The following is a 25,163-nucleotide window of genomic DNA, read 5'->3' on the forward strand; positions in this document are numbered from 1 at the left end:
CATTCAACGCCGATTAAGTCGCCCCAATAGTTGTCAAACTGCCCACAAAAACTCTTGGCATGGACTTTTTTTCTTTGTCCGGTCAAGATAATATTAGTCTGCTGATCAGAGAACTGAACCCCTAAGAGTTGACAATGCCCCTATCCTCCCAACCGGCCATCTTAATTATTGGTGGTGCAGAAGATAAAGTTCACGGCCGTGAAATTTTGCAAACCTTTTGGTCGCGTTCCGGTGGCAACGACGCCATTATTGGCATCATTCCATCTGCATCTCGGGAGCCCCTACTGATTGGGGAGAGATATCAAACCATCTTTAGCGACATGGGGGTCAAGGAGTTAAAAGTCTTGGACATCCGTGACCGTGCCCAGGGGGATGACAGTGGCTACCGATTGTTTGTGGAACAGTGTACAGGTATTTTCATGACCGGGGGGGATCAATTGCGTCTCTGTGGCCTGTTGGCGGACACTCCCCTAATGGACCGCATTCGTCAGCGGGTACATAACGGGGAAATAAGCTTAGCGGGCACCAGTGCGGGGGCGGCAGTAATGGGGCATCACATGATCGCCGGGGGCAGTAGCGGTGAATGGCCCAATCGAGCGCTGGTGGATATGGCGGTGGGGCTGGGCATTGTGCCGGAAATTGTGGTGGATCAGCACTTTCACAATCGTAATCGCATGGCCCGGCTGTTGAGTGCCATCTCTACCCATCCTGAGCTGCTGGGTTTGGGTATTGATGAAGATACCTGCGCCATGTTTGAGCGGGACGGTTCCGTTAAGGTAATTGGCCAAGGCACAGTCTCCTTTGTCGATGCCAGGGACATGAGCTACACTAACGCCGCTTTGGTGGGGGCCAATGCCCCATTGAGTCTCCATAATTTGCGGCTCAATATCCTTGTCCATGGGGAGGTTTATCATCAGGTAAAACAGCGGGCCTTTCCCCGGGTAACCTAGCCATGACCCAAGGCAGGTAAGGTTCCCTGACCCTGGGGGCTGACTCGGATCAATTGTTCACAGCGAACAGTTTCAGTCAGAGGCCTAGCTTGAGAATGATAGTCGGCGTGTTGCGCTTCTTGCATTGGTTCTTGACTGACACAGATCATGAAAATTCTTAAAACCCTTACCCTCCGCGGCCCTAACTACTGGAGCATTCGACGCAAGAAGTTAATTGTAATGCGCCTCGACCTGGAGGATTTGGCGGAGCGACCCTCCAACAGTATTCCTGGTTTTTATGAAGGGTTGATCAGGGTGTTGCCTTCTCTTGTAGAACATTTTTGCTCCCCAGGACACCGGGGCGGCTTTTTGGCAAGGGTGCGGGAGGGAACCTATATGGGCCATATAGTCGAGCATGTGGCCCTGGAATTACAGGAGTTGGTGGGGATGACGGCGGGGTTTGGTCGCACCAGAGAAACCTCCACCCCAGGCATTTATAACGTTGTTTATGAATACGTAGATGAACAGGCAGGACGTTACGCTGGCCGAGCCGCGGTGCGCTTGTGTCGTTCCTTGGTGGATACGGGGGATTATTCCCTGACAGAATTGGAAAAGGATCTGGAAGATTTACGGGATTTGGGCGCTAACTCAGCCCTGGGGCCCAGCACAGAAACCATTGTCACTGAAGCCGATGCCCGTAAAATTCCCTGGATGCTGCTCAGTGCCAGGGCCATGGTGCAATTGGGTTATGGGGTTCACCAACAGAGAATTCAGGCCACCCTTAGTTCCCATTCCGGCATTCTGGGGGTTGAACTGGCCTGTGATAAGGAAGGTACAAAAACCATTCTCCAAGATGCGGGCATTCCCGTTCCCCGGGGCACCACTATCCAATATTTTGATGATTTGGAAGAAGCCATCAATGATGTCGGGGGTTATCCAGTGGTAATTAAACCCCTGGACGGTAACCATGGTCGGGGGATCACCATCAATGTGCGCCATTGGGAAGAGGCGATCGCCGCCTATGATCTGGCCGCTGAGGAGTCCAAAAGTCGTTCCATTATTGTGGAGCGTTACTACGAGGGCAGTGACCACCGGGTCTTGGTAGTCAATGGCAAGCTAGTGGCGGTGGCGGAAAGAATTCCAGCCCATGTAACCGGGGATGGCACTTCCACCATCACTGAATTAATTGATAAAACTAATCAGGATCCCAATCGCGGCGATGGCCATGCCAACATCCTCACTAAAATCGTGGTCAATAAAACGGCGATCGATGTGATGGAACGCCAGGGTTATAACCTAGACAGTGTTTTACCTAAGGATGAAGTGGTTTACCTGCGGGCCACCGCTAACCTCAGCACGGGAGGCATAGCCATTGACCGCACCGATGATATTCACCCGGAAAATATCTGGTTGATGGAAAGGGTAGCCAAGGTCATTGGCTTGGACATTGCCGGCATTGACGTGGTGACCTCCGACATCAGCAAGCCCCTACGGGAAACCAACGGAGTAATTGTGGAAGTTAACGCCGCTCCAGGTTTTCGTATGCATGTGGCCCCCAGCCAGGGTCTGCCCCGTAACGTGGCCGCACCAGTATTGGATATGCTCTTTCCCTCCGGTACCCCCAGCCGCATTCCCATTTTGGCCGTGACGGGGACTAATGGTAAAACCACCACCACCCGCCTCTTGGCTCACATTTATCGGCAAACGGGCAAAACGGTGGGTTACACCAGCACCGATGCCATTTATATCAACGAATACTGCGTGGAAAAAGGCGATAATACGGGGCCCCAGAGTGCCGCAGTAATTTTGCGGGATCCTACGGTGGAGGTGGCAGTGTTAGAAACGGCCCGGGGAGGCATTTTACGGGCAGGTCTTGCTTTTGATACCTGTGACGTGGGGGTAGTGCTCAACGTGGCGGCGGATCACCTCGGTTTGGGAGACATCGACACCATCGAACAAATGGCCAAAGTTAAGTCCGTCATTGCAGAGGTGGTGGACCCCAGTGGTTATGCGGTGCTCAATGCGGATGATCCTTTAGTAGCGGCTATGGCAGACAAAGTGAAAGCCAAAGTGGCCTATTTCTCCATGAACCCCGATAATCCTGTTATCCAAAACCACATACGGCGGAATGGCATTGCGGCGGTGTATGAGTCTGGTTATGTGTCCATTTTGGAAGGCTCTTGGACTCTGCGGGTGGAAGAGGCCACATTGATTCCCATGACCATGGGGGGGATGGCACCGTTTATGATTGCCAATGCCCTGGCAGCCTGTCTGGCGGCTTTTGTTAATGGCTTAGATGTTGAAGTTATTCGCCAAGGAGTAAGGACTTTCACCACCTCAGCGGAACAGACCCCTGGAAGGATGAATTTGTTCAATCTGGGTCGGTACCATGCACTGGTGGATTACGCCCATAACCCGGCGGGCTATCGGGCCGTGGGGGATTTTGTCAAAAACTGGCACGGTCAACGCTTTGGTGTGGTGGGAGGCCCTGGCGATCGCCGAGATAGTGATCTAATTGAACTGGGACAAATTGCGGCCCAGGTATTTGACCGGATCATTGTCAAAGAAGATGATGATAAACGGGGCCGGAGTGGGGGAGAAACAGCGGATTTAATTGTTAAAGGCATTTTGCAGGAGAATCCCGGCGCGGCCTATGAGGTAATTTTGGACGAAACTGTAGCGTTGAATAAGGCTTTAGATCAGGTAGAGGAAAAGGGTTTGGTGGTAGTGTTCCCCGAAAGTGTGAGCAAAGCCATTGAGTTAATTAAAGCCCGTAAACCCATTGGTTAAAGGTTTTCTTCCCCCTTGCTGGAGTCATTGCTATGGACACCACCTACCAAAAAAGTAACCTTGCCTGGGAATTGCAACAGTTAACCCAAAATGGACGGGAATGGCTGGCTTGGCAGACCGATCGCCTGTGGCAGGGAGTGCCGCCGATACCAGGGCTGGACATTCCCAATTGGGAGTGGTGGGAAGAGTTAATTTTCCACGGCTTACTCTGGTTAATTATTGCCTTGGTGATCGCCGCTATTTGGTTTAACCGCAAAACTTGGCAGAGATATTGGCAGAATCTGAGCAACGTTGATCTCAATCCCCATTTTTCGCCCCCAAATCCCGGAGTTAACCATTGGCTCAAAGCTGCTCAGCAGGCCGCCCGCCAAGGAGATTATTACCAAGCCTGCCGATATTTGTACTTGGCCACGTTGCAAATGTTGCAGGAGCAAAGAGGTTTAGAACCGACACCGGGGAGAACTGACCGGGAATATCAACAGTTAACGGAACAATTTCCCCAGGCCGGCGCCTACGACACCATTTTCACCGTCCATCAGGAACTCTGTTTTGGCCAGCAACAGGCTTCCCTAGAGTTATTTGAAGATTGCCAAGGGGCGATCGCATCTTTGGAACGGGCTCCGAAAACAAGGACGGATCAGCGAAAATTTGCTGGGTCTTGATCCCGGCGGTGGCGCACTGGAATGGGTTCTCCTTCGCTGTCCCCCACTAAACTGGCGGTGGTTTCCAAAGCTTGACGAAGATGTTTAGCTGCATAAATGGACATATCCCTGGGCACATTAATCCGATCCCGCAGATAACGCAATGCTTGGTCTGTACCCTGGGGTGCCGCACATTTTTCCCCCGTGGCCAGTAGGGTCAACGCACAGCGCAGAGCTTGATCAAACTTTTCCCCCTGGTTATGGGCATTGACCTTAATAATATTTTCGTGGTGTTTCACCACCCTGGCGATCGCCTCTTGCTTAACATTTTCCGGTTCCGGGCAGGTGGCATCGGGTAAACCAAACCAAGGGCCGTTGTCCACCCGCTGTTGATTCTGCTGGGCCTGGACACTACCGTTGGAGTAACAACCACCCATTTGGGGCGGCAAATCATGGGCATGGGTATGGAAATCACTCTGGGTACCCCTATAGGTCATCCGGGTTTCCAGCGCCGCAAACCAGTCTTTTAAGCGGGGATTATCCTCCCTTAGGGAATAACCTTTGTAATAAAACAAGCTCGCATTCATGCGCTCCACGTAGGGAACAAAAACGATGTCAGCAGTGCTAAATTCTGGTAAGAAATACGGGCCAGGTAATTTTTCCAATGCTTTTTCCACTTGATTCACCACCTGTTGAAACTGTTGTTGATTCCGTTGATCAGCACCGGGAAACATGGCAGGGTAGCAGAGCCAATTACACCAGGCTCGAAACAGTAACCTTTCTAGTTTTCTAAGGGGTAATACCAATGGATCTTCCATCGCCCAAAGCAATGGTCCAAAAGCTTTTTCTAAGGCTATTAAAATATCATCGCTTTCAGTGTAAAATCTACCATCCAGTTCCAAGGCAGGCAACATTCCCGATGGCACTAATTTTTTATACCAATCCTCCTTTTCCCCATAGCAAAACATGGTCACCTTTTTGATTCGGTAAGGAATTTGCTTTTCTTCTAACCATAACCAAACTTTTTGACAATAGGGGCACCAGGCATGGTTATCGCGATAAAGAGTAACTTGTAAAGACTCCTTTGATTGTCCAAATAATCTCAGAGTTGCCTGGGCATTGGTGGGACCATTAACCGTATCCACCTGATAGTCGGATAGTTCAGCTAAAGCTTGCCAAGAAAGGGGAGTAATCATAAAAATTATTATCTTAATAATGGTGGAACAAAATAAGAAATTTGGGAGAAATATTTTGTGTTTTAACTATAGCAAAAAGTGAGTTATTCGAGACACTTTCAACTTCAAAACGTTTATTCCGAGAAGGTTTCAGTGACTGTTGGTTCTAACCGTCTCGATCTTCGCTATAGTTTCTAATTCAACCAAAATGATCGGAGTGGTTCTAGGACAGCGTTCACATCTTTAATTCTAACTATTAGTATGATCAAAAAATCAGCCAAGTAATGAAATCGGGCTCTTTTCGCGAAATTGTATTATTTTTACGACTGGTAGGTTTTGATGTAAGGTGAAGCGAAAGCATCGGTAGCAACAATATGAAGCAAATTATTCCCGCACTGATTACTTTATCTTTTTCTCCAATGGCGATCGCCGCTTTGCCCCCTCAATATCAGAACGTCAAAGATTTGGAGGCAATGGTCAACTATGTTAAAGAGAATCCTGACGTGGCGGCAACGTTGAAATCCATAGACCTAGAAAATCAAACCATCAACTACGGTCAAGACTGTCAGGTAACGTTTGAGCGAAAACCTTCCCCCAAGCCCCTTGGCTGGGCTGGCCCCGCCGAACTGCTTCAATTCAAAGCCATTAATTGTCCAAGGGAATAATTCATTGCCAAACGGCGATCGCCCGTAAAATTTGGATATATTTTACCTAAGCACTCCACAAGTATTTATGCACCAAATATCAATGAAGCAAACTCGTTTTGTCCAAGTTCTCATAGTGTCAATATTCCTAGTTTTCGGAATGGCGATCGGACTGCAGCAGTTATCTGCACAGCCAAAGATGACGCTTTCAAGAATCCCTCTAGAAGACAAGTTGTATGAGCCTGCAGGAATGGCATTTAGACCTAATCAATCCAATCAACTGTGGGTAGTCAATCATGGCAATGACTCAATCGCAACTTTAACAAATCTTGGAGAGTCTAACCTAGAAGTATCAGTTAAAAGTGATGCCTACGCTGAGCATTTTCTAGCCAAACCAACCGGCATTGCATTTGGTTATGATGACACGTTCGCAGTCTCAAATGACTCGATCAACGAGTTACGGGGAATGAATTTCATCAAAAATCCTGAGCGAAATAAAAATTTTGTTAATAACCATTTCATGGGTCCTACTTTGTTCTCGGCAAGCACCTATGCTTTGGCTGGACAAACTAAGAAATATCTAGAAGATTGGCCGCAACCTGGGAACGGACATGATCCAGACCGTGATTTGACTCTTTCACAAGGATGTCCTTTAACTTATTGGAATTCTAGCGTTCAGCAATGTTACTGGCCGCGTGAAGGGAGCCACTTGGATATGTTGCATGAAAGTCCGTTAGCCATGGGAATTGCCCATGACAAGGGTAATGCCTATTTCTTGCTAGATGGCTGTGGTAGTCGAGACAGCAATAAGCAGTGCTTGGGTAATGGGCATTTAATGCGCTATGACTTTAACCGAGATCACCAGGAAGGTAATGGTTTTCATGGCGATGGCATTGTTTGGCGTTACCCAGAAATTGATTTCAAACGTGACAAAGATATACCTAGCGGAATGTTGGTGCTAGATGATTGGCTCTACTTTTCCAATACTGGTATGGGCAAAGTTGAGAGAATAGCTACTACGGAGGGAAATGTACAAACCATTGTCAAAAGTTGGTCAGATCAATACGATAAAGAACAAGTTGGCACTGGAATAATTAGCTGGGAAGATGTTAAAAGTGTCTCAATGGATGGAGATGAACCAGAGGCTATTAGTAACTGGGTAAGAACTCATGGAGATCTTGCTAAGATAGCGGAACTTGGCCAAGCTTGGATTCCTCCTATGGAAGTTCTTGCAGAATATTCTTATGTTTACAATGTGCCTCAGGAAACTTTTATTTCAGAAAATTGGCTAGACAAACCTTCGGGACTTGCTAGCGATGGAAAATCTCTTTTCGTTGCCGACTACAGCTCTGGGTGGATTGCCGCTTTCGATTTGAAAACTGCAAAATTGGAATGGAGATATCAGTCAAAGCTTAATAGTATTTCAGGGCTGGCATTTAATCCTAATAAATCTCATGAACTGTATATTTCGGATCGTGATACTAATTCTCTTTACCAGTTGAAGTGGAACTAAAATCACAAGAGATAGAAAGCTCTTGGCGATACGGATGCCTGATCGTAAGCACTCCAAACTCAAACAGTTTGCGAAGTCTAGGGGAATCAGTGTGAATAAGTTGGTTGAGGAGCTTTCAACCATTACTTTGACTGAATTTGATGCTTATAATCATTTTCGGTTAATGGCAGCCTGGGGTAACATCACAGAAGGTTTAAGGCTTTTGGGTAATTTTAGATGGATTCGATTAGACCCTTAGAATTTGGGTATGTTTGACAATCTGTGCAAATTTCTGGCCGAATCATTTTCCGAAGACTATGCTGCCTGGTTGCTGGGACGACCAATCAAATTGACCAAGCTCAGTCCAACGGAATTATCCCTGGAGCCAATTCGGGCTGACTCCCTAATTTTGGAGCAATCGGAAGACTTGGTTTTACATTTGGAATTCCAAACGGAACCTGACCCCACCATGGGTTTTCGGATGTTGGACTATCGGGTAAGGGTTTATCGCCGTTTCCCCCAGAAAACGATGCACCAATTCGTTATCTACCTGAAACGTAGTAACAATGATTTAGTTTATCAGGATAGTTTTCAGGTGGGGGAGACTTTGCACCGTTACCAAGCGATTCGGCTTTGGGAGCAACCATCGGAAGCATTTCTCCAAAGTCCAGGGTTGTTGCCCCTAGCGGTATTGACGCAGACCTCTGACCCTACATTAAAATTGAGGGAAGTGGCGACTGTATTGGAACAGATTGAGGATAATCGAGTTAAAGCAAATCTCATGGCAGCAACTTCTGTTTTTGGAGGAATCCTGCTGGCCCCTGAGCTGATCAAAACGATTTTAAGGAGTGAAATTATGAAGGAATCCGCTGTCTATCAAGAAATTTTACGGGAAGGGGAACAACGAGGTTTACTTAAGGGCAAACTGGAAGGGAAACTAGAGGGTCGGCTCGAGGGAAAACTGGAAACTATACCTCTGTTGAAAAAATTAGGTCTTACGATCGCCGAAATTGCCAAGGAGTTAGATATTGATGTTGAACTAGTTAATCAGTTTGTCGCTAACCAAAATAATTAAGGATTTATAGTGATTATCCTTTGGCATATAGGCTGACCCGCCCATCACTTGCCGATGCAAAAGCGGCTAAAAATACGGTCTAAGACTGATTCTGTTACCGTTTCCCCTGTCACTTGCCCAAGGGCATTGATAGCCAAACGTAAATCAATAGTCCAAAAATCTAGGGGTAACTGTTCCGCCATGGTTTGTTGCAATTGCTTGAGCGCCAGTTGAGCTTCCGTTAAAACAGCCTCTTGCCTTTGGTTAATGGCAAAGTCCAAATTTTGCGGTGATAAATTGGTTTGATTTACTTGCTCAATAATGGCATTTTCCAAAGCTTCAATGCCTAGATTAGCGGCGGCTGCAGTTAACACTGTGTTGGTGATTTCTGGTGGATAACTGACCAAATCAGCCCGGCCTAAATCAATTTTGTTAATGACTAAAATCAAAGGGCGGTCTTTGACTTGCTCATAAATCAATTGATCCGCTTCTGTCCAACCCTGGTGGGCATCCACCGTCAGCAAAACTAAATCCGCCTGTTGGGCCGCTTTGCGAGAGCGTTCCACTCCGATTTGCTCCACCTGATCCGCTGTTTCCCGTATTCCTGCCGTATCCAATACCTGGATGGGAATGCCCTCTACTACAAGTTGGGATTCCACCACGTCCCTCGTCGTGCCCGGTAGATCTGTGACGATCGCCCGGTCGGTGCGGCTCCAGGCATTGAGCAGACTAGATTTTCCCACGTTGGGCTGTCCGACAATGGCCACTTTTAAACCCGTGCGCAATAATTCCCCCCGCTGGGCTGTGTTTAAAATGTCCTCCAATTGTTGGTACAAATTCTGCAATTGCTGACGAATTGAATCTTCATCCAGGGGCGGTAAATCGTCTTCAAAATCAATGCGTGCTTCCACTTCCGCCAAAATATCTAAACAGGTGTTGCGCAAATCCCGAATCGGTTGGGCTAATTTGCCCTGTAATCCCGCCAAGGCGATCGCCGCTGCCTGGGGAGATTGGGCCCCCACCAATTCACTAATGCTTTCCGCTTGGGTTAAATCCAACCGACCATTGAGAAAGGCCCGGAAACTAAATTCCCCCGGCTGGGCTAGCCTGGCCCCCTGTTGCAAACACAGTTGTAAAACCTGTTGCACGGGCATAATGCCGCCATGGCACTGGAATTCCACCACGTCTTCTTTCGTGTAGGAACGGGGCGCTAGCATCAATAGGAGTAGGGCTTCATCGATCGCCGCTTTGGTTTGGGGATGGCGCACATGGCCGTACAAAATGCGATGACTTTCCCAAGTTTGGTTGCCCGGTGCATCGAATAAAGTTTTGGCAATGGTGAGGGATTGTGGCCCCGATAGTCGCACCACCCCGATGCTTCCCTGCTGGGGCACAATGGCCGTGGCGATCGCCGCAATAGTATCTTCTAATTGCATTGCCTAGTGTCAAACAAAATTTTGGATTCCATCGGCTTAATTTTAAGGTTTTCGTTACTACGGCAGGTACTACAAATCCCCAACAGTGGTTAAGGATCAAGGCGGTTAGCCAGAATGGCCACGGGCACCATGGGAATCATAGGTAGTAAACAGATTGCCCACTGTTGCCAGTCCATGGGAGCAGTTTTGAACAATACATTCATAAATGGCAGTTGACTGAAACCAATTTGTAAGGCGATCGCCACCGCAATGCCCAGTAACAGTATGGAGGCTTTGGTAATGGTTTGACGTTTACCCGTCACATAGCCCAGAAAACTACGCCCTAACTGGCTAATGCTGAGTAGATAAATCACCCTAGCGGCCACCAGGGCTTGGATGGCCATAGTACGAGCTAGGGCTAAGTCGTCATAGGTGCGATTAACCCACTCGAACATGCCAAAAATTAGAATCCAATTGAACAGGGATACCAGTAAAATGCGGTGCAGTAACTTTTTGGTAATTAGGGGTTCGTTGGGATTGCGGGGAGCCTGTTGCATAATGCCCGGTGATTTGGCTTCAAAGGCTAGGGGCACAGTCATGGTGATGGAGTTGATCATGTTTAACCACAACACCTGCAGGGAAAGAATGGGCAAATTCAACGCCAGTAAAACGCTGATCAAAATGGTCATGGACTCCCCGCCATTAACCGGCAGCAAAAAGGCGATCGCCTTACGGAGATTTTGGTAAACGGTGCGTCCTTCTTCCACCGCCGCTTCAATGGAGGCAAAATTATCGTCCGTGAGCAACATATCGGAGGATTCCCTAGCCACCTCTGTGCCCCCTTTACCCATGGCAATGCCAATGTCAGCCCGTTTTAAAGCTGGGGCATCGTTCACCCCATCCCCCGTCATGGCGACAATGTGACCCTTCTCCTGTAGAGCTTCCACCAGTTGTAATTTTTGTGCTGGAGCTACCCTGGCAAACACGCAACTATCTTCAGCGGCTTGGGCCAATTCTGCCGGACCCATGGTTGCCAACTGTCGTCCTTCAAAAGCAATGCCATCCCCTTCAGCGGCAATACCCATCCGTTTGGCGATCGCCTGAGCGGTGCTGATGTGGTCGCCGGTGATCATTTTCACTTCAATGCCAGCGTCATGGCAGGCGTGGACTGCGGCAATGGCCTCCGGTCGTGGCGGGTCGATCATGCCCTGTAAACCTAAAAATATTAGCCCTGTTTCAATATCCCCGTGGTCAATCGCATGGTGATGGGGCTCCACGGTTTTTTTAGCAAAGGCCAACACTCTTAGACCCTGTTGGGCCATATCCTCAACATTTTCCTCAATTTCCCCTCGGTCGATGCTAACCATTTGACCATCATCGAGGAGCATGGATTCACACCGTTGTAGTAAGGACTCCACTGAACCTTTGACGTAAATTGTTCTGCCGTCCCCATCGTGGAGAGTTGCCATGTATTGATAATCCGATTCAAAGGGAATGGAATCTAAACGGGGTTTTTGACTTGCCAAACCGGCTTGACTGAAACCAGCCTTGGCCGCCGAAGCTAGCAGTGCTCCCTCCGTGGGATCCCCCACCACCGCCCAATCATCCCCCCGATGTTCCAGTTGGGAATCGTTACAGAGCATGCCCGTCAGCAAACATTCTTCCAACACTGGGGGTAAACCATCCAACAAAACGTTATCCACTTCTTCTCCCATCACTTGCCAAAATTCTCCTTTGGGACTGTAACCACCGCCGCTAACTTCGTAATGTTTGCCCCCCGCATACACCGCTTGCACTGTCATCTGATTCTCCGTTAGGGTCCCAGTTTTATCGGAGCAAACCACCGTGGCACTACCCAACGCCTCCACAGCGGGCAGTTTACGGATAATGGCGTTACGTTTAGCCATGCGATTCACCCCGATCGCCAAGGTGACGGTCACCACAGCAGGCAAACCTTCGGGAATGGCACTAACGGCCAAGGCCACCGCCGCTTCAAACATTTCCAAAGGGGAACCACCCCGTCCCCAACCCACCGCAAAGGTGAAGGCCGCCAGGGTAACAATTACGTAGAGCAGTGTGTGGCTAAATTTGGCAAACTTACGGGTCAAAGGGGTCATGAGGCTGACCTGCTTTTCCATGGATTGGGAAATTTGCCCCATTTCCGTGGCATTGGCAGTAGCTACTACCACCCCGGTTCCCTGACCAAAGGTGACAAAGCTCCCCGCATAGGCCATGTTTAACCTTTCGGCCAGGGGCGTTTCCTCCGGTAAAAGTTCCACCGCCTTTTCCACCGGCACTGCTTCCCCCGTCAAAGCCGACTCATCCACCTGGAGATTACGCACTTTTAACAGCCTTAGATCCGCTGGCACCTTATCCCCCGAAGCGAGGGAAACAATGTCACCGATGACTAAATCCTGGGAAGGAATCCGTAGATTTTGCCCATCTCTCAACACTGTGGCTTCTGTTGTTACTGCCTTGGCCAAGGAGGCGATCGCCCCTTCTGCTTTCGCTTCTTGGATGTAACCAATGATGGCGTTGACTAGGGTAACTCCCCAAATAACCCAGGCGTTGGTCCAGGAGCCGAGAAAAGCCTTAACCGTACCAGCAATGAGCAGAATGTAGAGCAGAGGTTGGTGAAATTGCAGCAGAAAACGCAACCAAGCTGGTTTGCCCGGTTTAAATTTCAATTCGTTGCGGCCATATTGTTCGTAACGCTGGGCCACCGCCTCCGCTGTCAGACCTAAACCTGGATCGGTGTGCAAATCTGCAAGAATGTCTTCCCCTGGTCGATGGTGATGGAGGTAAGAACTTAAGGTGGGGAAATCCATACTGATTTGGGGGCAAAGGAAACGCCCCCATGGTATCAACTGGGCCGAAAAGAACCAAAATTACTGCACGAAAAATCCCCCACTAGGCAGGGAGGACCTAAAAAAACTGTCATGATCAGGCAACGCACTAACATCAGGCGATCGCCACTACAAACCGACATCAATCCCGGCAAATTTAAACTCTGCCATGGTGATTAATCAATCCTCTCCTATTTCTTCTCCAATGCAGGTTCCACTACCAAATAATAAATATTGATGAATTGAATTGGAAGCAATTACACTGCCACTGGCTTTTGCTAGAAATGTTCTACCTTCAACGTATTCGTCAATGGTTGTTTCTTCTCCATAAACATCAAAAGTTACAACTTTTTTAGCTCCTGAATAACAACTTAAGTTGTCCGTTAATTTTGGCTGTTTTTTGTTGAAAACTTCCCCTTGATCAATCACACACATACCCCCACTAAAATTAACCCAGTGTTGTCCTTCACTGTCGGAAACTTTTATTTCATGGGCGAATTTATATTCATCAGCAAAGGGGCCTTCCACCACATTTTTACGAAAAATTTCTTCTCCCCCGGAAAAGCATACTAAAACCGGCAGGGTCTGATCTGGGGAGTTAGTATTGGCCACTGCCATCGCGGGCTGATTTCCCAGCAGGAAAATAGCAATGGGAAGAATAACAAAATAAATAAGTAATTTAATCAATTTATTTATCCTATAAACTAATAAAAGCTTGGCAACAATTGGTTTCCCTGCATTATCCTTGACGCAGGGGCGATATGGCTCAGCGAAATGCCCACGGGGACCAGGGGAGTTAAGCGGAATAAACCGATGATAGCAATAATATGAATCGGATTAAATTAGGGCAGAATTTCTAGAAATAATTAGTGGGAAGACTGTAATCTTTTTAAAAAGTAGCCCACTAAATAAAGGGAACCACAGAGAACAGTCAATTGTTCAGAATTTTCGTTGGTTTTCTCTAAACTTTCCAAGGCTGTAAAACAATCATCAAACAGTGTAACCTCTTTTAAATCCGGCATAATCTGCCAGGCTAACTGCTCCAACGTTGGTAAATCCCCGCTGTCATGGTCCGGCACTGGCACTAATAACAGGCGATCGCCGGGACGAAGTAAATGCTGAAAAATTTGGTCATGTTCCTTGGTGCTGAGCATACCCATCACCCAGGTAATGGTGGGCAGGTAATTATCCGATTGATCAACTAACCCATGGGTATAGTTTGCCAGAGCTTTGGCCGCCGCCGGATTGTGGGCCCCGTCTAAAAGGATTTTTTGTCCGTTGTAGTCCACCCACTGCAATCGTCCAGGCCAGACAGCTTTACCCATGCCCCGTTGGATAACCTCCGGTGTTAATTTATCCCAACCCTGGTGTTTTAATTCCTGCAAAGCGGCGATCGCCAGGGCCGAGTTTTGTAGCTGAAAATCTCCCAATAGGACCAGGGGATATTCAAAACCTTGCCAACTAGCCCAGGGTTGACCATTTTTTTCCGTGGCAATGGCGGGGGTAACCCAATAATCGGGGCAATGTAATTCGGCAATGCGTTCTTGAAAAACTGCCTGCGCTTCTGGGGGAATGTTGCCTAAAAATACTGGCCTCTGGGCTTTGAGAATGCCAGCTTTTTCCCTGGCAATGTGAGCTACGGTTGGCCCCAAAACCTGCCAATGTTCCCGACTTAAAGAGGTAATAATGCTAAGCAAACAAGGTTCTGGGACGTTGGTAGCATCCAGTCTGCCCCCCAGCCCCACTTCCATCACCGCGATGTCCACCTCTGCCTGGGCAAAATAAAGCCACACCGCCGCAGTAAACACCTCAAACAAAGTCGGGCGATCAGAACTATCCGCCGGGGCGATCGCCGTTACTTGTTGCAATGCCCCGATTAAACTAGCGTCATCAATGAAACGGTTATCAAGCCAAACCCTTTCCCGCCAATCAATTAAATGGGGAGAAGTGTAGCGGCCCACCTTATAGCCCGCTTCCGCCAACACACTGGACAGATAGGCACACACCGATCCCTTGCCATTGGTGCCCCCCACATGGACATAGGGCACTTTTGCCTGGGGATTGCCCAACTTGGCCAGTAGGCCATGGATGCGCTCCAGACCCAGATTAACGCCGGCGGTTTTATAGGGTTCCAGTAGGGTGTTGATATCCATGGCAATTATTGTTGGCAAAATTCAGTTGATGCATTTAAACCGATGCGGTTACTTTGGTCTCGGTTAAATCGGGGACATTTTTCGGCAATGGACAGGCGATCGTCTCACCACCGTTGTAGCCCACTAGGGTTGTTTCCCCTTGGTAATGGCGGGGAGTTTCCAGTAACATTTTCCAGGCTTCTTTGGCAGTCAACAAATTCATCTGCCCAGGATAATGGGTTTGTAGCAAATCCTGCACTAAAGGATAATAATCGGAATTTACGTCGGGAAATAAGTGGTGCTCTGTGTGGTAAGAAAAATTAAAATGTAAGCAATCAAATAACTTGGGCATCCGCAAAGAAACACTATTAACCAAAGGATCATTAATATCCGTCATCGGGCAAGCCAAATGGTTGGTGTAGATATAAAACATGCCCATAGCATGACCCAGGAAAATCGGCAAAAAGTAGCCTAAAATAATGGGAATCAATTGGAATTGCAGGTAAAACAAAATGCTTAAATGCACTGCCCCTATGGCTGCTAATTCCAACCAAATTCTTTGGCGGTCTTGGGCTTTAACCGTAAAAGCAGCCGGAACAAAATCGGCGTTACCACCAGTGAAGAAAAGTACGGAAATCAGGTTACGAAAATTATGTACACCCCAGGCAGTACCCATGCCAAAAATTAACCAAAGGGTATTAACTTCTCCCGAGGGAGCAAACAGGTGATGAATCCATTTTCCCCAAGTTTTCGGCTGTTCGTGCAGATAATTTCGGTCAGGGTCCCGCAAACTATTGGTGTTATTATGATGAACTTGATTATGGAGCGATCGCCATTGACTAGGGGGCATCCACCAGAGGGAAAGACCTAATAAACTAATCAGGTAAGAAATTTTAGAACGTTTTTTGAGCACACTACCGTGCATCAGGTCGTGGCTACCGAATAAAAATACGGTGACGCTATTACCCATTAATAGGGCCATGGGCAAAAATAACCAAAGCCATTGCCCAGGCCACTGATGGAGATGACGAGCGATGGTTAGTCCCGCAACATAAATACCTAGGTTTAAACCTAAAATAACTAATTTCTTGGGATCGGCTTGGAATGCTTCCGGTGGCAAAAGAGGACGGAGTTTTTTAACGTATTCAGATTGAGCAGTGAGCACCAGGAATAATCCCTAAAAGTTAAACAAAGCAATTTCAGTGTAAATGATTTTACCTGTTTTGGGAAAATTCCGAGCTGATGCAAAGTGTTAAGAAAATCTTAACTGCTTCCTTTGGTATATGAAAATAGTCAAATCTATAGTCATTTCAATTAACGATGAGAGAATTTAATGTAAAATTATGGAGTGTACAAAATGAACAGGTTTAAACAATGGCTTACAGTTTAGATTTAAGGCAAAGGGTAGTAGCTTATATAGAAGCTGGAGGAAAAATAACTGAGGCTTCCAAGATATATAAAATAGGAAAAGCCTCGATATACAGATGGTTAAATAGAGTAGATTTAAGCCCAACAAAAGTAGAGCGTCGCCATAGGAAATTAGACTGGGAAGCTCTAAAAAAAGACGTAGAAGAAAATCCCGATGCAAGATTGATAGACAGAGCCAAGAAATTTGGAGTGAGGCCGAGTGCCGTATATTACGCATTAAAGAAAATGAAAATAAACAGAAAAAAAAAGAACTACGTTATCGAGAAAGAAACCGGGAGGAACGAGTTAAGTACTATAGAATGTTAAGAGAACTAATTAAGCTCTATGGTAGTCAAGCTATAGTTTACATAGATGAATCTGGATTCGAAGCAATCCAGGCTTGTATTTATGCCTGGTCAAAAAAAGGAAAAAAAGTTTATGGAGATAGACAAGGAAAAAGGGGAGTCAGAGAAAATCTAGTAGCAGGGAGAAGAAAAGGAAAAAAAGATTTGATTGCGCCGATGGTTTTTACCGGGAGTTTGAATGCAGAAGGCTTTGAAGGATGGTTAAAATTATATTTGCTACCCTCCCTCGACATTCCATCAATATTAATAATGGATAATGCTCCTATTCATCGTAAAACTGCCATTAAAGAATTGGCTAAAGAAGCAGGTCATGAAGTTCTTTTTTTGCCGAAATATTCTCCTGATTTAAATGATATTGAGCATGACTTTAGTGCCTTGAAACGAGCTAGAATGTACGCTCCTATTGACACGTCTCTTGATGAAATTATCCGTTCTTACTGTGGCGTTTAGCGTCTCAGCTTTATTTGAAACTACTATATTTTCATAAAACTAAATTCAATTTCGGCATTTTCTCCCATCAGTTCCGTTAATAACCATTGGCGATCACCAACTTTTTGGTAATGTTCTACACGATAACAGAATTGATCAATTAATAAGTATTCTTGTAATTTAGGGATAGTCCGGTAAAAGCCAAATTTCTGATTTTTATCAAAGCCCGCTGCTGAAGTGGAGAGGACTTCGGCAATCAAAGAGGGATTGGTCACCGCCATCTGACTATTATCAGTAAACTTTGGCTCTTCCGCAATTACCATCACATCGGGGTAAAAATAACTTTCAGACTCAGCAATCCATAACCTCATATCGCTGACAAAAATTTCATATTGGCGATCGCCAATTTCTAGAGGTAATAAGCGGCTTAAATTAAAGGTTAAGCGATTATGGTTGGCGGAGGCTCCGGCAATGGGAATAATTTCTCCTTGGATAAACTCACTTTTTTCAGTGGCCTGTTCTTCCCGTTGCAGATACTCAGCCGCTGTTAGGATTTTAGTTGTAGCAACGACCATCATTGATCCCCTGTTTTATTTGGCTGATTCAAGTTTAGCTTTAACTTTTTGTTACTGTTTAATTTCAAAAAATTGTCCATTTAAGCACAGGCATATTTTAGGGTAACTTCGTTTTTGCCTTGCTCCGCCAACTGTGTTCTAGAAGTTTAAACTGCTGACCCAGATAATCTAGGTGGGGTTGTTGCTCTCCATAACGCCAAGCCACATAGGCTGTGGAAATTTCCACAATTATTTCTACCTGCTCTGGAGTTAGATGTTCCCGCAGGGATTGGGCAAATTCCCCTGGGGTTTGGGCTCGACTTTTGCGAAAACCCCTTTGCTCCAAGTCATACAGCAAAGTTTGATAAAGCCTAGCCATAGGATGGAGTTGGGCTAAGCGACGATATTGTAACCAACGTTTAGCCTGGGTCCAACCAAGCCAACCCAGAAAACCAGCGGCGATCGCCAAAATGAGTCCGAGTAAAGCGCCGCCCAAACTAGTGGAAATTAAATTCCAGAACCACCGTAAAACAGTGACCAGGAATCCGGTAACAGCAGCCCAGACATTAGCCAGAAAGCCGCTCACCGGAGAAGGCAACCAACCGGCCACCCAACGCCAGATTTGCTGAAGCACGCTAAAGGTTTCGTTATCTTCGATGGAGGGAGGATAGAGTTCGTGGCCAGGAATGGGGTCGAACATAAACCAACCCAGCCGGGGGAAAAGTACCTCCGTCAAGGCGTAGGCATCGGTATTATGGACCAAATAATAACCAGTGAAAGGGTTAAACTGTCCGGGAGCAAAGCCCACGGTTAATCGAGCGGGAATGTCTAAACTCCGCAACATAATGGTCAACACTGTAGCAAAGTGGTCCGGCAACCCCCCTTCGTATTCAAACAAAAAGGCGCTGACCAAATCTTCATCGTCTTCAAAAAATGGTAAATCAGTGCGAATGCGGTAATTTTGCTTGAGAGCTTGGGTTAGGTAGAGGGAAATTTCATAGGGGGTTTCTAGGGGCCGTTCTGATTTAGCTAACAGTTCTTGCGCTTTAACCCGCACCGCCGATTTGATATCGGGGGGAACTTGGAGCAATTGGGGGTCAATTTTCACTTCCGGGGGAATGCGGTACTCCTGCAACCTAGTGCGATCTCGCACCGGCACTTCTGAAATCACTGTGTAGGTAATGTCTTTTAGCAAACCCACCGGCGATCGTAAACTGCCATTGCTGTCTATGCCAACTTCCCTGGTGGGAAAGTATAAAAACCGGGGATGGTAAAGACTGGGAATTACGTTGGGTAAATCCTCCACAGCGGTATAGGTTTGCACCACATTTTCCGTTTCCAGGAAGGAGTCAATGTTATCCAGCACAAAACGATAGGACCACGGCGATCGTTCCACTGTGGTGATCTTCTCGTTATCACTAATTTCCCAACCCTGGCCCGTATAGCGGTCAAAAGATAACGCTTTCCAAAAACCTGGCGCTTGGGAACGTACCCGCAGAACTAACTGTTTGGTCATTTCCCCCCGTAAATTTTGATTCATACGGCTGTTGAAACCGTAGTAGAAGGTGTCGTCCACCTGGCCGGGTTCTGAACCATCTCCCTCTCCGCCGGTACCAGTGCCATTTCCTCGACGGTAACCAGGGTTGTTGATATCTTGGTTTTGCCCCTCAAAAGTTTGTTGTTGCATTTCCCCAGGACTAGAGACGGGAAAACTTTGCAGTCTATAACCGGGAAAGCGAGGCATCAGAGCAAAGAGTAACAAACCGAAGGCCAGGGTGACCGCTAACAGAGCGAATAACTTTTTCGGTACTAAGGGGGAATATTCCGTCCGCTCCGATCGCCTAGCTTTCTCTGCACTTTTCCAGAACGGTAGGGAAAATGGAATTTCTTCTAGCCCCAAACGAGAACGGTAATCCAACACCAAAGTGGGAATAGCTACGGCGAGAAAAAGCAATAACCAGGGGGCAAAAGCGAGAGTTTGGGATAAAGTCCCCGCCACTCCTAAAAGGATGAGCCCAATCACCATGGAATAGCCTAAATCTTTCCGCTGAGGCAAATCAAAACTGTGCAATACCTGTAGTTGCACCAATAATCCCGCTAGGGCCACCTGGCTAGCATTGAGATTTTCCACCAAGTTGCCCAAAAAGACAAACAACATGGCCACCATGGCGATCGCCAGCAGAAATTTGAGGGCAATATTCTTCTTTTTTCTTTGACGCCAACTCCACCAAGAGCCAATGACACTGAGGGGAATGGCCCATAAACTCCAGGTGGTTTGGGCCGCTACGTCTGTGGCCACAATGCCCACAATCACCATTAACTGCACCAAAATGCGGAAAACAATCGATTCCTCCGTTTTAGACTCGGGCAAGTTTTGCAGACGGGCTTGCCATTGCTCTAGCCAACGGGCCATGGGGAAGGAGAAAGTCATGGATGGATAGAAAGGAGTTTGATGTTAACGAAATTGCGTTTTGTGAGACACAAACGAGAGTGATCAAGATTTTGTGTAAAGAGGAGAATTAAAGTGAAAAGCGTTCAGGAAAAAGAACAGCAAAATGGGAAGCAGCGGCTCGCCAATCTCGTATAGGGCGCTGCCATTTTTTAGTGATGTTTATCATTGCTGAATATGATAGCTTAAAAACAGAATCTTCACCGGGAAAAACGGATTTTATTTTGATAATCTTGCAAAAAGGGCTATTTAAGGATTCAATCGCATTGGTAGTGTAAATAACGCGGCTTATCTCCTTAGGATAGTCAAAAATGGAAATGACATGGTCCCAATGACGTAACCAGATTTGACTGATGGCTGGGTAGAAGTTATCCCATTTCTGAGAAAAAGCATCCAGAGCCGTTTCTGATCCTGACTAAAAAAAATGGACATTAGAGAAGAGCCAAAAATCAAGGAGAATGTCCCAATGAGTCAAAAACGAAGACGAACATTTACAGACGAGAAGATGTGGCAACTCCGGCGACAGTGCCAGCGGCAATTGATGCGCCCCCCATAGCAGTGTCGGTCAAATCACTCAATTCATCCTTTTTCGACTGATGATTATGAGCTTTTTGTCTTTTCAACTTCTCTATTTCAAGCTCCAGTATTCTTTTTTGCCAAATGAGACGTTCTTTTTCCCTATTACTACCCATGACATTTTCCCCGGTAAATCTATGAGCATTATAATCGCTTAAAGGTCTTTAGTATGCCAAGTAAAAAAAGATGTTTTTCGGTCTTTGGGCCGATGACTTTTACCTGCCAAAGATTTTGTTACCGTTAGAAGTGAATTTGATCAACAATCGACAAATAAGGACGATCGCCAAAGGCTATGTTAGAAAGCAAACTTGAAAATCTGCGGCAATTCTTTGGGGAACTAGACCGGGCTTTAATTGCCTATTCCGGTGGAGTGGATAGTACCCTAGTGGCCAAGGTAGCCTACGACGTGTTGGGGCAAAATGCCGTGGCTATCACCGCCGTTTCACCCTCCCTGTTACCGGAAGAATTGGAAGATGCCCAGGCCCAAGCTCAATGGATTGGCATTGCCCATGAACTGGTGCAAACCAACGAAATGGCTAACCCTAATTACACTGCCAACCCGGAAAATCGTTGTTATTTTTGCAAAAGTGAACTCCACGACACCCTTCAGCCCTTAGCTTTGGCCCTGGGTTACAACTACGTTATCGATGGAGTCAATGGAGATGATCTACGGGATTATCGCCCCGGTATCCAAGCAGCTAAGGAACGGGGTGGGCGATCGCCATTGGCCGAATTGCAAATTAGCAAGTTGGAAGTGCGGCAAATTTCCCAGTTATTGGGGTTGCCCTGGTGGGATAAACCAGCCCAACCTTGTTTAAGCTCCCGCTTTCCCTACGGCGAAGAAATCACAGTGGAGAAATTACAGCGGGTCGGCCGGGCAGAAATTTATCTGCGTCGTCTCGGCTATAACCAAGTCCGGGTGCGATCGGAACAAAATTTGGCCCGCATTGAATTGCCCCCGGAACAGATCCAACAGTTTGTACAGGATGTGTCCCTGGGGGAATTAGTGCAAACTTTTCAAAACTTTGGTTTCCTTTACGTCACCCTAGACCTAGAAGGTTACCAAAGCGGCAAGCTAAATCGGGTTTTGACCAAATAACCAAAACCAACGGCATCCCAGCCTAGTTCTTTGGAACAGGGGAAAGCCCAAGGCTAAACCCAGCCCTGCAGTTTATAAATAACCAGCCCTAAATATTCCTTCAGGGCCATGGTGGTCATTTGCAGACTTTTGGCATCGGGCATCAGACCAAGGATGACGTTGGCAAGGTTGAAATTATTTCTGCCCAAAGGTTGACTCAAAAAGTCGGTGGCGGCGGGAATGACAATGATACCCAGTTTTTCAAATACTCTTTTGGCCCTGGGCATATGGTAACCAGACGTGACCAAAATAATCGTGTTTATACCCCGTTGCTGGAGAATTTTCTGGGTAAAAACCGCATTTTGCCTGGTATTAAGGGATTTCTCTTCTTTGATGATAGCTTCCCTAGGCACGTCCAACCGTTGCAACAATAGGGCCATATCCTCCGCTTCCGAGGTGGCCACTGTGCCCAACCAAGGAATCCTTCCCCCCGTGGTAATAATGTAGGGAGCTTTGCCCTCTTGGTAGATTTGTGCGCCGTAGATAACCCGATCGCCAGCTTCGGCCACTTCGGGAAATTGCCGGGGATAGGTGGCCTGGTAAAGACCGCCCCCCAAAACAACAATAACTGGGGCTTGGGGGAAATCTTCCATAGGCAGATATTGATACTCCAAAGTCCGTAGCAGGGCATCGCTAACCCAGCTATTAGCACTGACTAGTAAAATAGCCAGCGCCACCAGGGCCAGCCACTGCAAACCCAACTGCTGTCGCCAACTCCAAAAAATAATTCCCAACAGCAGTAAGGAAATTAGCCCCAGGGGATAGAGGAATAGGGGTAAAAGTTTGGAGAGAAAAACGAACATAACTGGGCAAAATGCCAACTAAATGACAATTTCTATCGATTTTGCCTAATCAATTAGGGAAAAGAGCATTTCCCCCCCACAAACCAGTTGTCCATCGACCCTAGCTTCCCCTTGCATTTTGGCAATGCGTTGCAGTTTAAAGGATTGTAATTCCACTGTCATAATTAGCTGATCCCCAGGCACCACTGGCCGCCGGAACCGCACCCCATCAATGCCAGCAAAGGCGAAGAATTTACCCCGCATCCCCGGCAGTTGGGTCAAAATCACTCCCCCCACCTGGGCCATGGATTCCACAATTAACACCCCCGGCATAATCGGGCGATCGGGAATATGGCCGGGAAAAAACGGTTCGTTGATGGTGACATTCTTTAGGCCAACGGCGCATTTACCCGGTTGAAAATCAATGATGCGGTCCACCAAGGCGAAGGGGTAACGGTGGGGCAGTAAATCACTAATTTCCTGGATAGTAAATTGGGTTTGGACACCGGCTTCATTGCCATTACTATCGCTTAAAGTGGGAGTCACCTCCGGAGTTGACATTGCCATGGGAAAACTTTTGCTAAAAATCTAGGACAAACGAAAATTTTTGAAAAACTTTGGCAAACCAGGTTATTCCCAGCAACGCTTAGTTAAGGTCCAGCACTTTGGCCAGGTTCTAGGCCCGATCGCCACCGAAAACCAGTTTAAAGCCCATTGGGATCCCCCCTGGGCCATGAGCCCAGAAAAATTGGCCAATTCTTCTTCCGGGTTGGCCCACTACCGATAAGATGGGAGGGTTGTTCATTCCCCAAACAATCCGCCAAATCCTGTGGAAATCTTTGTTTATCACACGCCGGAATTAACACCAGATCAATCCTTGCCTGACTGTGCCGTGGTTATTGATGTCCTACGGGCTACGACCACGATCGCCACTGCCTTAAAAGTTGGCGCAGAAGCGGTTCAGGTTTTTAGCTCCCTTGATGATTTGATGGCCACCAGTGAATCCTGGCCGGGGGAAAAACGTCTCCGGGCGGGGGAAAGGGGCGGGGCCGCCGTGGCGGGCTACGATTTGGGTAATTCTCCCTTAGATTGTACGTCGGAGTTGATGGCGGGGAAAAGATTGTTTCTTTCCACCACCAATGGCACTAGGGCTTTGCAGAGGGTGAAGGATTGTCCTCAGTTGGTCACAGCTTCTTTGGTTAACCGGGGAGCGGCGGTGGATTACCTAGCCCAAACCCAGCCCAAAACAGTGTGGCTATTGGGTTCCGGTTGGGAAGGGGGTTATTCCCTAGAAGATACGGTCTGTGCTGGGGCGATCGCCAGCTTGCTCCGGGAAAAAGGCATTGATTTCACCGTGGGCAATGATGAAGTGGTGGCGGCCCAAAGTTTGTACCGCCAATGGCGGAGTGATTTACTGAATTTGTTTAAACAAGCCAGCCATGGCCAACGGCTACTCAAGCTTGACCGCCTAGAGGATTTGCGCTACTGCGCCACAGAGGATTTAATTGATATTCTGCCCAAACAAGTGTCGCCAGGGGTGTTGACCGCTGCTTAAATTCGAGAATTGTCTTTATATTTAAGTTTTGAGTTCTCTTCTCCTAATCATTTTCCTAGCTATCATTGCTAAAACACTATGGACACCTTTGACGCTATTTACCAACGGCGATCGGTTAAGCATTTTGACCCTGACCATCGTTTAACGGCCGAAGAAGAAAGAAAGTTGCTCGAAGCGGCCATCCAAGCTCCCACTAGTTTTAACATCCAACATTGGCGATTCTTGATCATTCGGGATCCCCAACTGCGGCAAACCATCCGGGAAAAATATGGCAATCAGGCCCAAATGACCGACGCTTCCCTGTTAATTTTGGTAGCGGCGGATGTTAACGCTTGGGATAAAGACCCCGCCCGTTACTGGCGCAATGCCCCCCGGGAAGTGGCCAATTATCTTGTTGGGGCGATCGCCTCTTTCTATGGTGGCAAACCACAGTTGCAACGGGATGAAGCCCAACGGTCCATTGGCATGGCCATGCAAAATTTGATGTTGGCGGCCAAGGCCATGGGCTATGATAGCTGTCCCATGATCGGCTTTGACCTCCAAAAGGTAGCCGAGTTGGTCAAATTACCCGCTGACTATGCCATTGGCCCCATGGTGGCGATCGGTAAACGCACCGAAGATGCCCGGGCAAAAGGCGGTCAAACTCCCCTGGAAGAATTGGTCTGGGAAAACTCCTTTGCCTAACTAAGGTTTGGTGTTTAGCAATTTAGTGTTGAGTGGCTAATTGCTGAACCCGCTCCGACTCCCATTTAACGCTTACTTCTCACCCCTAACTCCTGCTGTTCAACGA

General features: G+C 47.3%; 23 protein-coding genes and 1 pseudogene. 12 read left to right on the forward strand and 12 right to left on the reverse strand.

From position 1 onward, the window contains the following. Nucleotides 1-134: 134 nt before the first annotated feature. The 3 genes from SYNPCCP_RS06800 (at nt 135) to SYNPCCP_RS06810 (ending at nt 4,381) form a co-directional block, all read left to right on the forward strand. Nucleotides 135-950: a cyanophycinase gene (locus tag SYNPCCP_RS06800; RefSeq protein ID WP_010872518.1), complete on the forward strand. Its 816-nt coding sequence runs from the start codon at nt 135-137 to the stop codon at nt 948-950. A 147-nt stretch (nt 951-1,097) separates the two neighbouring features. Further along, nucleotides 1,098-3,719, forward strand: coding sequence for a cyanophycin synthetase (cphA, locus tag SYNPCCP_RS06805; protein WP_010872519.1), 2,622 nt, complete (start codon nt 1,098-1,100; stop codon nt 3,717-3,719). 32 nt (nt 3,720-3,751) lie between these two features. Further along, nucleotides 3,752-4,381, forward strand: coding sequence for a DUF4129 domain-containing protein (locus SYNPCCP_RS06810; protein WP_010872520.1), 630 nt, complete (start codon nt 3,752-3,754; stop codon nt 4,379-4,381). Here SYNPCCP_RS06810 and SYNPCCP_RS06815 read toward each other — a convergent pair. Beyond that, nucleotides 4,357-5,556: a glutathione S-transferase family protein gene (locus tag SYNPCCP_RS06815; RefSeq protein WP_010872521.1), complete on the reverse strand. Its 1,200-nt coding sequence runs from the start codon at nt 5,554-5,556 to the stop codon at nt 4,357-4,359. The genes SYNPCCP_RS06810 and SYNPCCP_RS06815 overlap by 25 nt on opposite strands. A 353-nt stretch (nt 5,557-5,909) precedes the next feature. Here SYNPCCP_RS06815 and SYNPCCP_RS06820 point away from each other — a divergent pair, with 353 nt between their 5' ends. The 3 genes from SYNPCCP_RS06820 (at nt 5,910) to SYNPCCP_RS06835 (ending at nt 8,746) form a co-directional block, all read left to right on the forward strand. Then, nucleotides 5,910-6,200 carry a hypothetical protein gene (locus tag SYNPCCP_RS06820; protein ID WP_010872522.1) on the forward strand — a complete coding sequence of 97 codons (291 nt, stop codon included), beginning with the start codon at nt 5,910-5,912 and terminating at the stop codon, nt 6,198-6,200. Nucleotides 6,201-6,339: 139 nt separating this feature from the next. Next, entirely contained in the window at nt 6,340-7,692 is a 1,353-nt protein-coding gene (locus tag SYNPCCP_RS06825) for a YncE family protein (protein WP_231848824.1), read from the forward strand. Between the two features lie 247 nt (nt 7,693-7,939). Continuing rightward, complete coding sequence (locus SYNPCCP_RS06835) at nt 7,940-8,746, forward strand: Rpn family recombination-promoting nuclease/putative transposase (RefSeq protein ID WP_010872524.1); 807 nt, start codon at nt 7,940-7,942, stop codon at nt 8,744-8,746. A gap of 44 nt (nt 8,747-8,790) precedes the next feature. On the opposite strand, the gene mnmE is transcribed toward SYNPCCP_RS06835, so the two are convergent. From mnmE to SYNPCCP_RS06860, 5 genes are all read right to left on the reverse strand, one after another. Beyond that, nucleotides 8,791-10,161, reverse strand: coding sequence for a tRNA uridine-5-carboxymethylaminomethyl(34) synthesis GTPase MnmE (gene mnmE / locus SYNPCCP_RS06840; RefSeq protein ID WP_010872525.1), 1,371 nt, complete (start codon nt 10,159-10,161; stop codon nt 8,791-8,793). Nucleotides 10,162-10,250: 89 nt separating this feature from the next. Next, nucleotides 10,251-12,968 (reverse strand): cation-transporting P-type ATPase, encoded by a 2,718-nt coding sequence (locus SYNPCCP_RS06845; RefSeq protein ID WP_010872526.1) that lies wholly within the window; start codon nt 12,966-12,968, stop codon nt 10,251-10,253. Between the two features lie 198 nt (nt 12,969-13,166). After that, complete coding sequence (locus SYNPCCP_RS06850; protein ID WP_010872527.1) at nt 13,167-13,604, reverse strand: hypothetical protein; 438 nt, start codon at nt 13,602-13,604, stop codon at nt 13,167-13,169. A gap of 248 nt (nt 13,605-13,852) precedes the next feature. Next, nucleotides 13,853-15,139 carry a folylpolyglutamate synthase/dihydrofolate synthase family protein gene (locus SYNPCCP_RS06855; protein WP_010872528.1) on the reverse strand — a complete coding sequence of 429 codons (1,287 nt, stop codon included), beginning with the start codon at nt 15,137-15,139 and terminating at the stop codon, nt 13,853-13,855. 34 nt (nt 15,140-15,173) lie between these two features. Continuing rightward, nucleotides 15,174-16,283, reverse strand: coding sequence for a fatty acid desaturase (locus SYNPCCP_RS06860; RefSeq protein WP_010872529.1), 1,110 nt, complete (start codon nt 16,281-16,283; stop codon nt 15,174-15,176). Between the two features lie 209 nt (nt 16,284-16,492). Between SYNPCCP_RS06860 and SYNPCCP_RS17595 the strand changes: the two genes are divergently transcribed. Both SYNPCCP_RS17595 and SYNPCCP_RS16790 read left to right on the forward strand, forming a co-directional pair. Further along, on the forward strand, nt 16,493-16,852 hold the full coding sequence (locus SYNPCCP_RS17595) for an IS630 transposase-related protein (RefSeq protein WP_010871315.1): 360 nt from the start codon (nt 16,493-16,495) through the stop codon (nt 16,850-16,852). Then, nucleotides 16,762-17,340 (forward strand): IS630 family transposase, encoded by a 579-nt coding sequence (locus SYNPCCP_RS16790; protein WP_223211245.1) that lies wholly within the window; start codon nt 16,762-16,764, stop codon nt 17,338-17,340. The genes SYNPCCP_RS17595 and SYNPCCP_RS16790 overlap by 91 nt, the downstream gene beginning before the upstream one ends. 23 nt (nt 17,341-17,363) lie before the next feature. Here the strand turns inward: SYNPCCP_RS16790 and SYNPCCP_RS06875 are convergent, their stop codons facing one another. The 4 genes and pseudogenes from SYNPCCP_RS06875 to SYNPCCP_RS06885 all read right to left on the reverse strand — a co-directional run bounded on the left by SYNPCCP_RS06875 (nt 17,364) and on the right by SYNPCCP_RS06885 (nt 21,014). Beyond that, a complete protein-coding gene (locus SYNPCCP_RS06875) occupies nt 17,364-17,897 on the reverse strand; it encodes a Uma2 family endonuclease (RefSeq protein WP_010872530.1) in 534 nt (177 codons plus the stop codon). A 94-nt stretch (nt 17,898-17,991) separates the two neighbouring features. Then, nucleotides 17,992-20,304 carry a DUF3488 and DUF4129 domain-containing transglutaminase family protein gene (locus tag SYNPCCP_RS06880; RefSeq protein ID WP_010872531.1) on the reverse strand — a complete coding sequence of 771 codons (2,313 nt, stop codon included), beginning with the start codon at nt 20,302-20,304 and terminating at the stop codon, nt 17,992-17,994. Nucleotides 20,305-20,392: 88 nt separating this feature from the next. Beyond that, nucleotides 20,393-20,731: pseudogene (locus tag SYNPCCP_RS16795) on the reverse strand (transposase); the annotation flags it as partial. 82 nt (nt 20,732-20,813) lie between these two features. Continuing rightward, entirely contained in the window at nt 20,814-21,014 is a 201-nt protein-coding gene (locus SYNPCCP_RS06885; RefSeq protein ID WP_020861716.1) for a hypothetical protein, read from the reverse strand. Between the two features lie 176 nt (nt 21,015-21,190). Between SYNPCCP_RS06885 and larE the strand changes: the two genes are divergently transcribed. Next, nucleotides 21,191-21,997 (forward strand): ATP-dependent sacrificial sulfur transferase LarE, encoded by an 807-nt coding sequence (gene larE / locus SYNPCCP_RS06890; protein ID WP_010872532.1) that lies wholly within the window; start codon nt 21,191-21,193, stop codon nt 21,995-21,997. A 53-nt stretch (nt 21,998-22,050) separates the two neighbouring features. Here larE and SYNPCCP_RS06895 read toward each other — a convergent pair whose 3' ends face one another. Beyond that, nucleotides 22,051-22,839, reverse strand: coding sequence for a YdcF family protein (locus tag SYNPCCP_RS06895; RefSeq protein ID WP_010872533.1), 789 nt, complete (start codon nt 22,837-22,839; stop codon nt 22,051-22,053). Nucleotides 22,840-22,884: 45 nt separating this feature from the next. Continuing rightward, entirely contained in the window at nt 22,885-23,385 is a 501-nt protein-coding gene (fabZ, locus tag SYNPCCP_RS06900) for a 3-hydroxyacyl-ACP dehydratase FabZ (protein ID WP_010872534.1), read from the reverse strand. Between the two features lie 40 nt (nt 23,386-23,425). Here fabZ and SYNPCCP_RS06905 point away from each other — a divergent pair, with 40 nt between their 5' ends. The 3 genes from SYNPCCP_RS06905 (at nt 23,426) to SYNPCCP_RS06915 (ending at nt 25,057) form a co-directional block, all read left to right on the forward strand. Beyond that, nucleotides 23,426-23,605, forward strand: a complete 180-nt coding sequence (locus SYNPCCP_RS06905; RefSeq protein WP_041425809.1) for a hypothetical protein — start codon at nt 23,426-23,428, stop codon at nt 23,603-23,605. A 42-nt stretch (nt 23,606-23,647) separates the two neighbouring features. Beyond that, entirely contained in the window at nt 23,648-24,373 is a 726-nt protein-coding gene (locus SYNPCCP_RS06910) for a 2-phosphosulfolactate phosphatase family protein (protein ID WP_010872535.1), read from the forward strand. A gap of 78 nt (nt 24,374-24,451) precedes the next feature. After that, entirely contained in the window at nt 24,452-25,057 is a 606-nt protein-coding gene (locus tag SYNPCCP_RS06915) for a nitroreductase family protein (RefSeq protein ID WP_010872536.1), read from the forward strand. The last annotated feature ends 106 nt before the right edge of the window (nt 25,058-25,163 follow it).

The sequence above is a fragment of the Synechocystis sp. PCC 6803 substr. PCC-P genome, assembly GCF_000284455.1.
Taxonomy (GTDB): domain Bacteria; phylum Cyanobacteriota; class Cyanobacteriia; order Cyanobacteriales; family Microcystaceae; genus Synechocystis.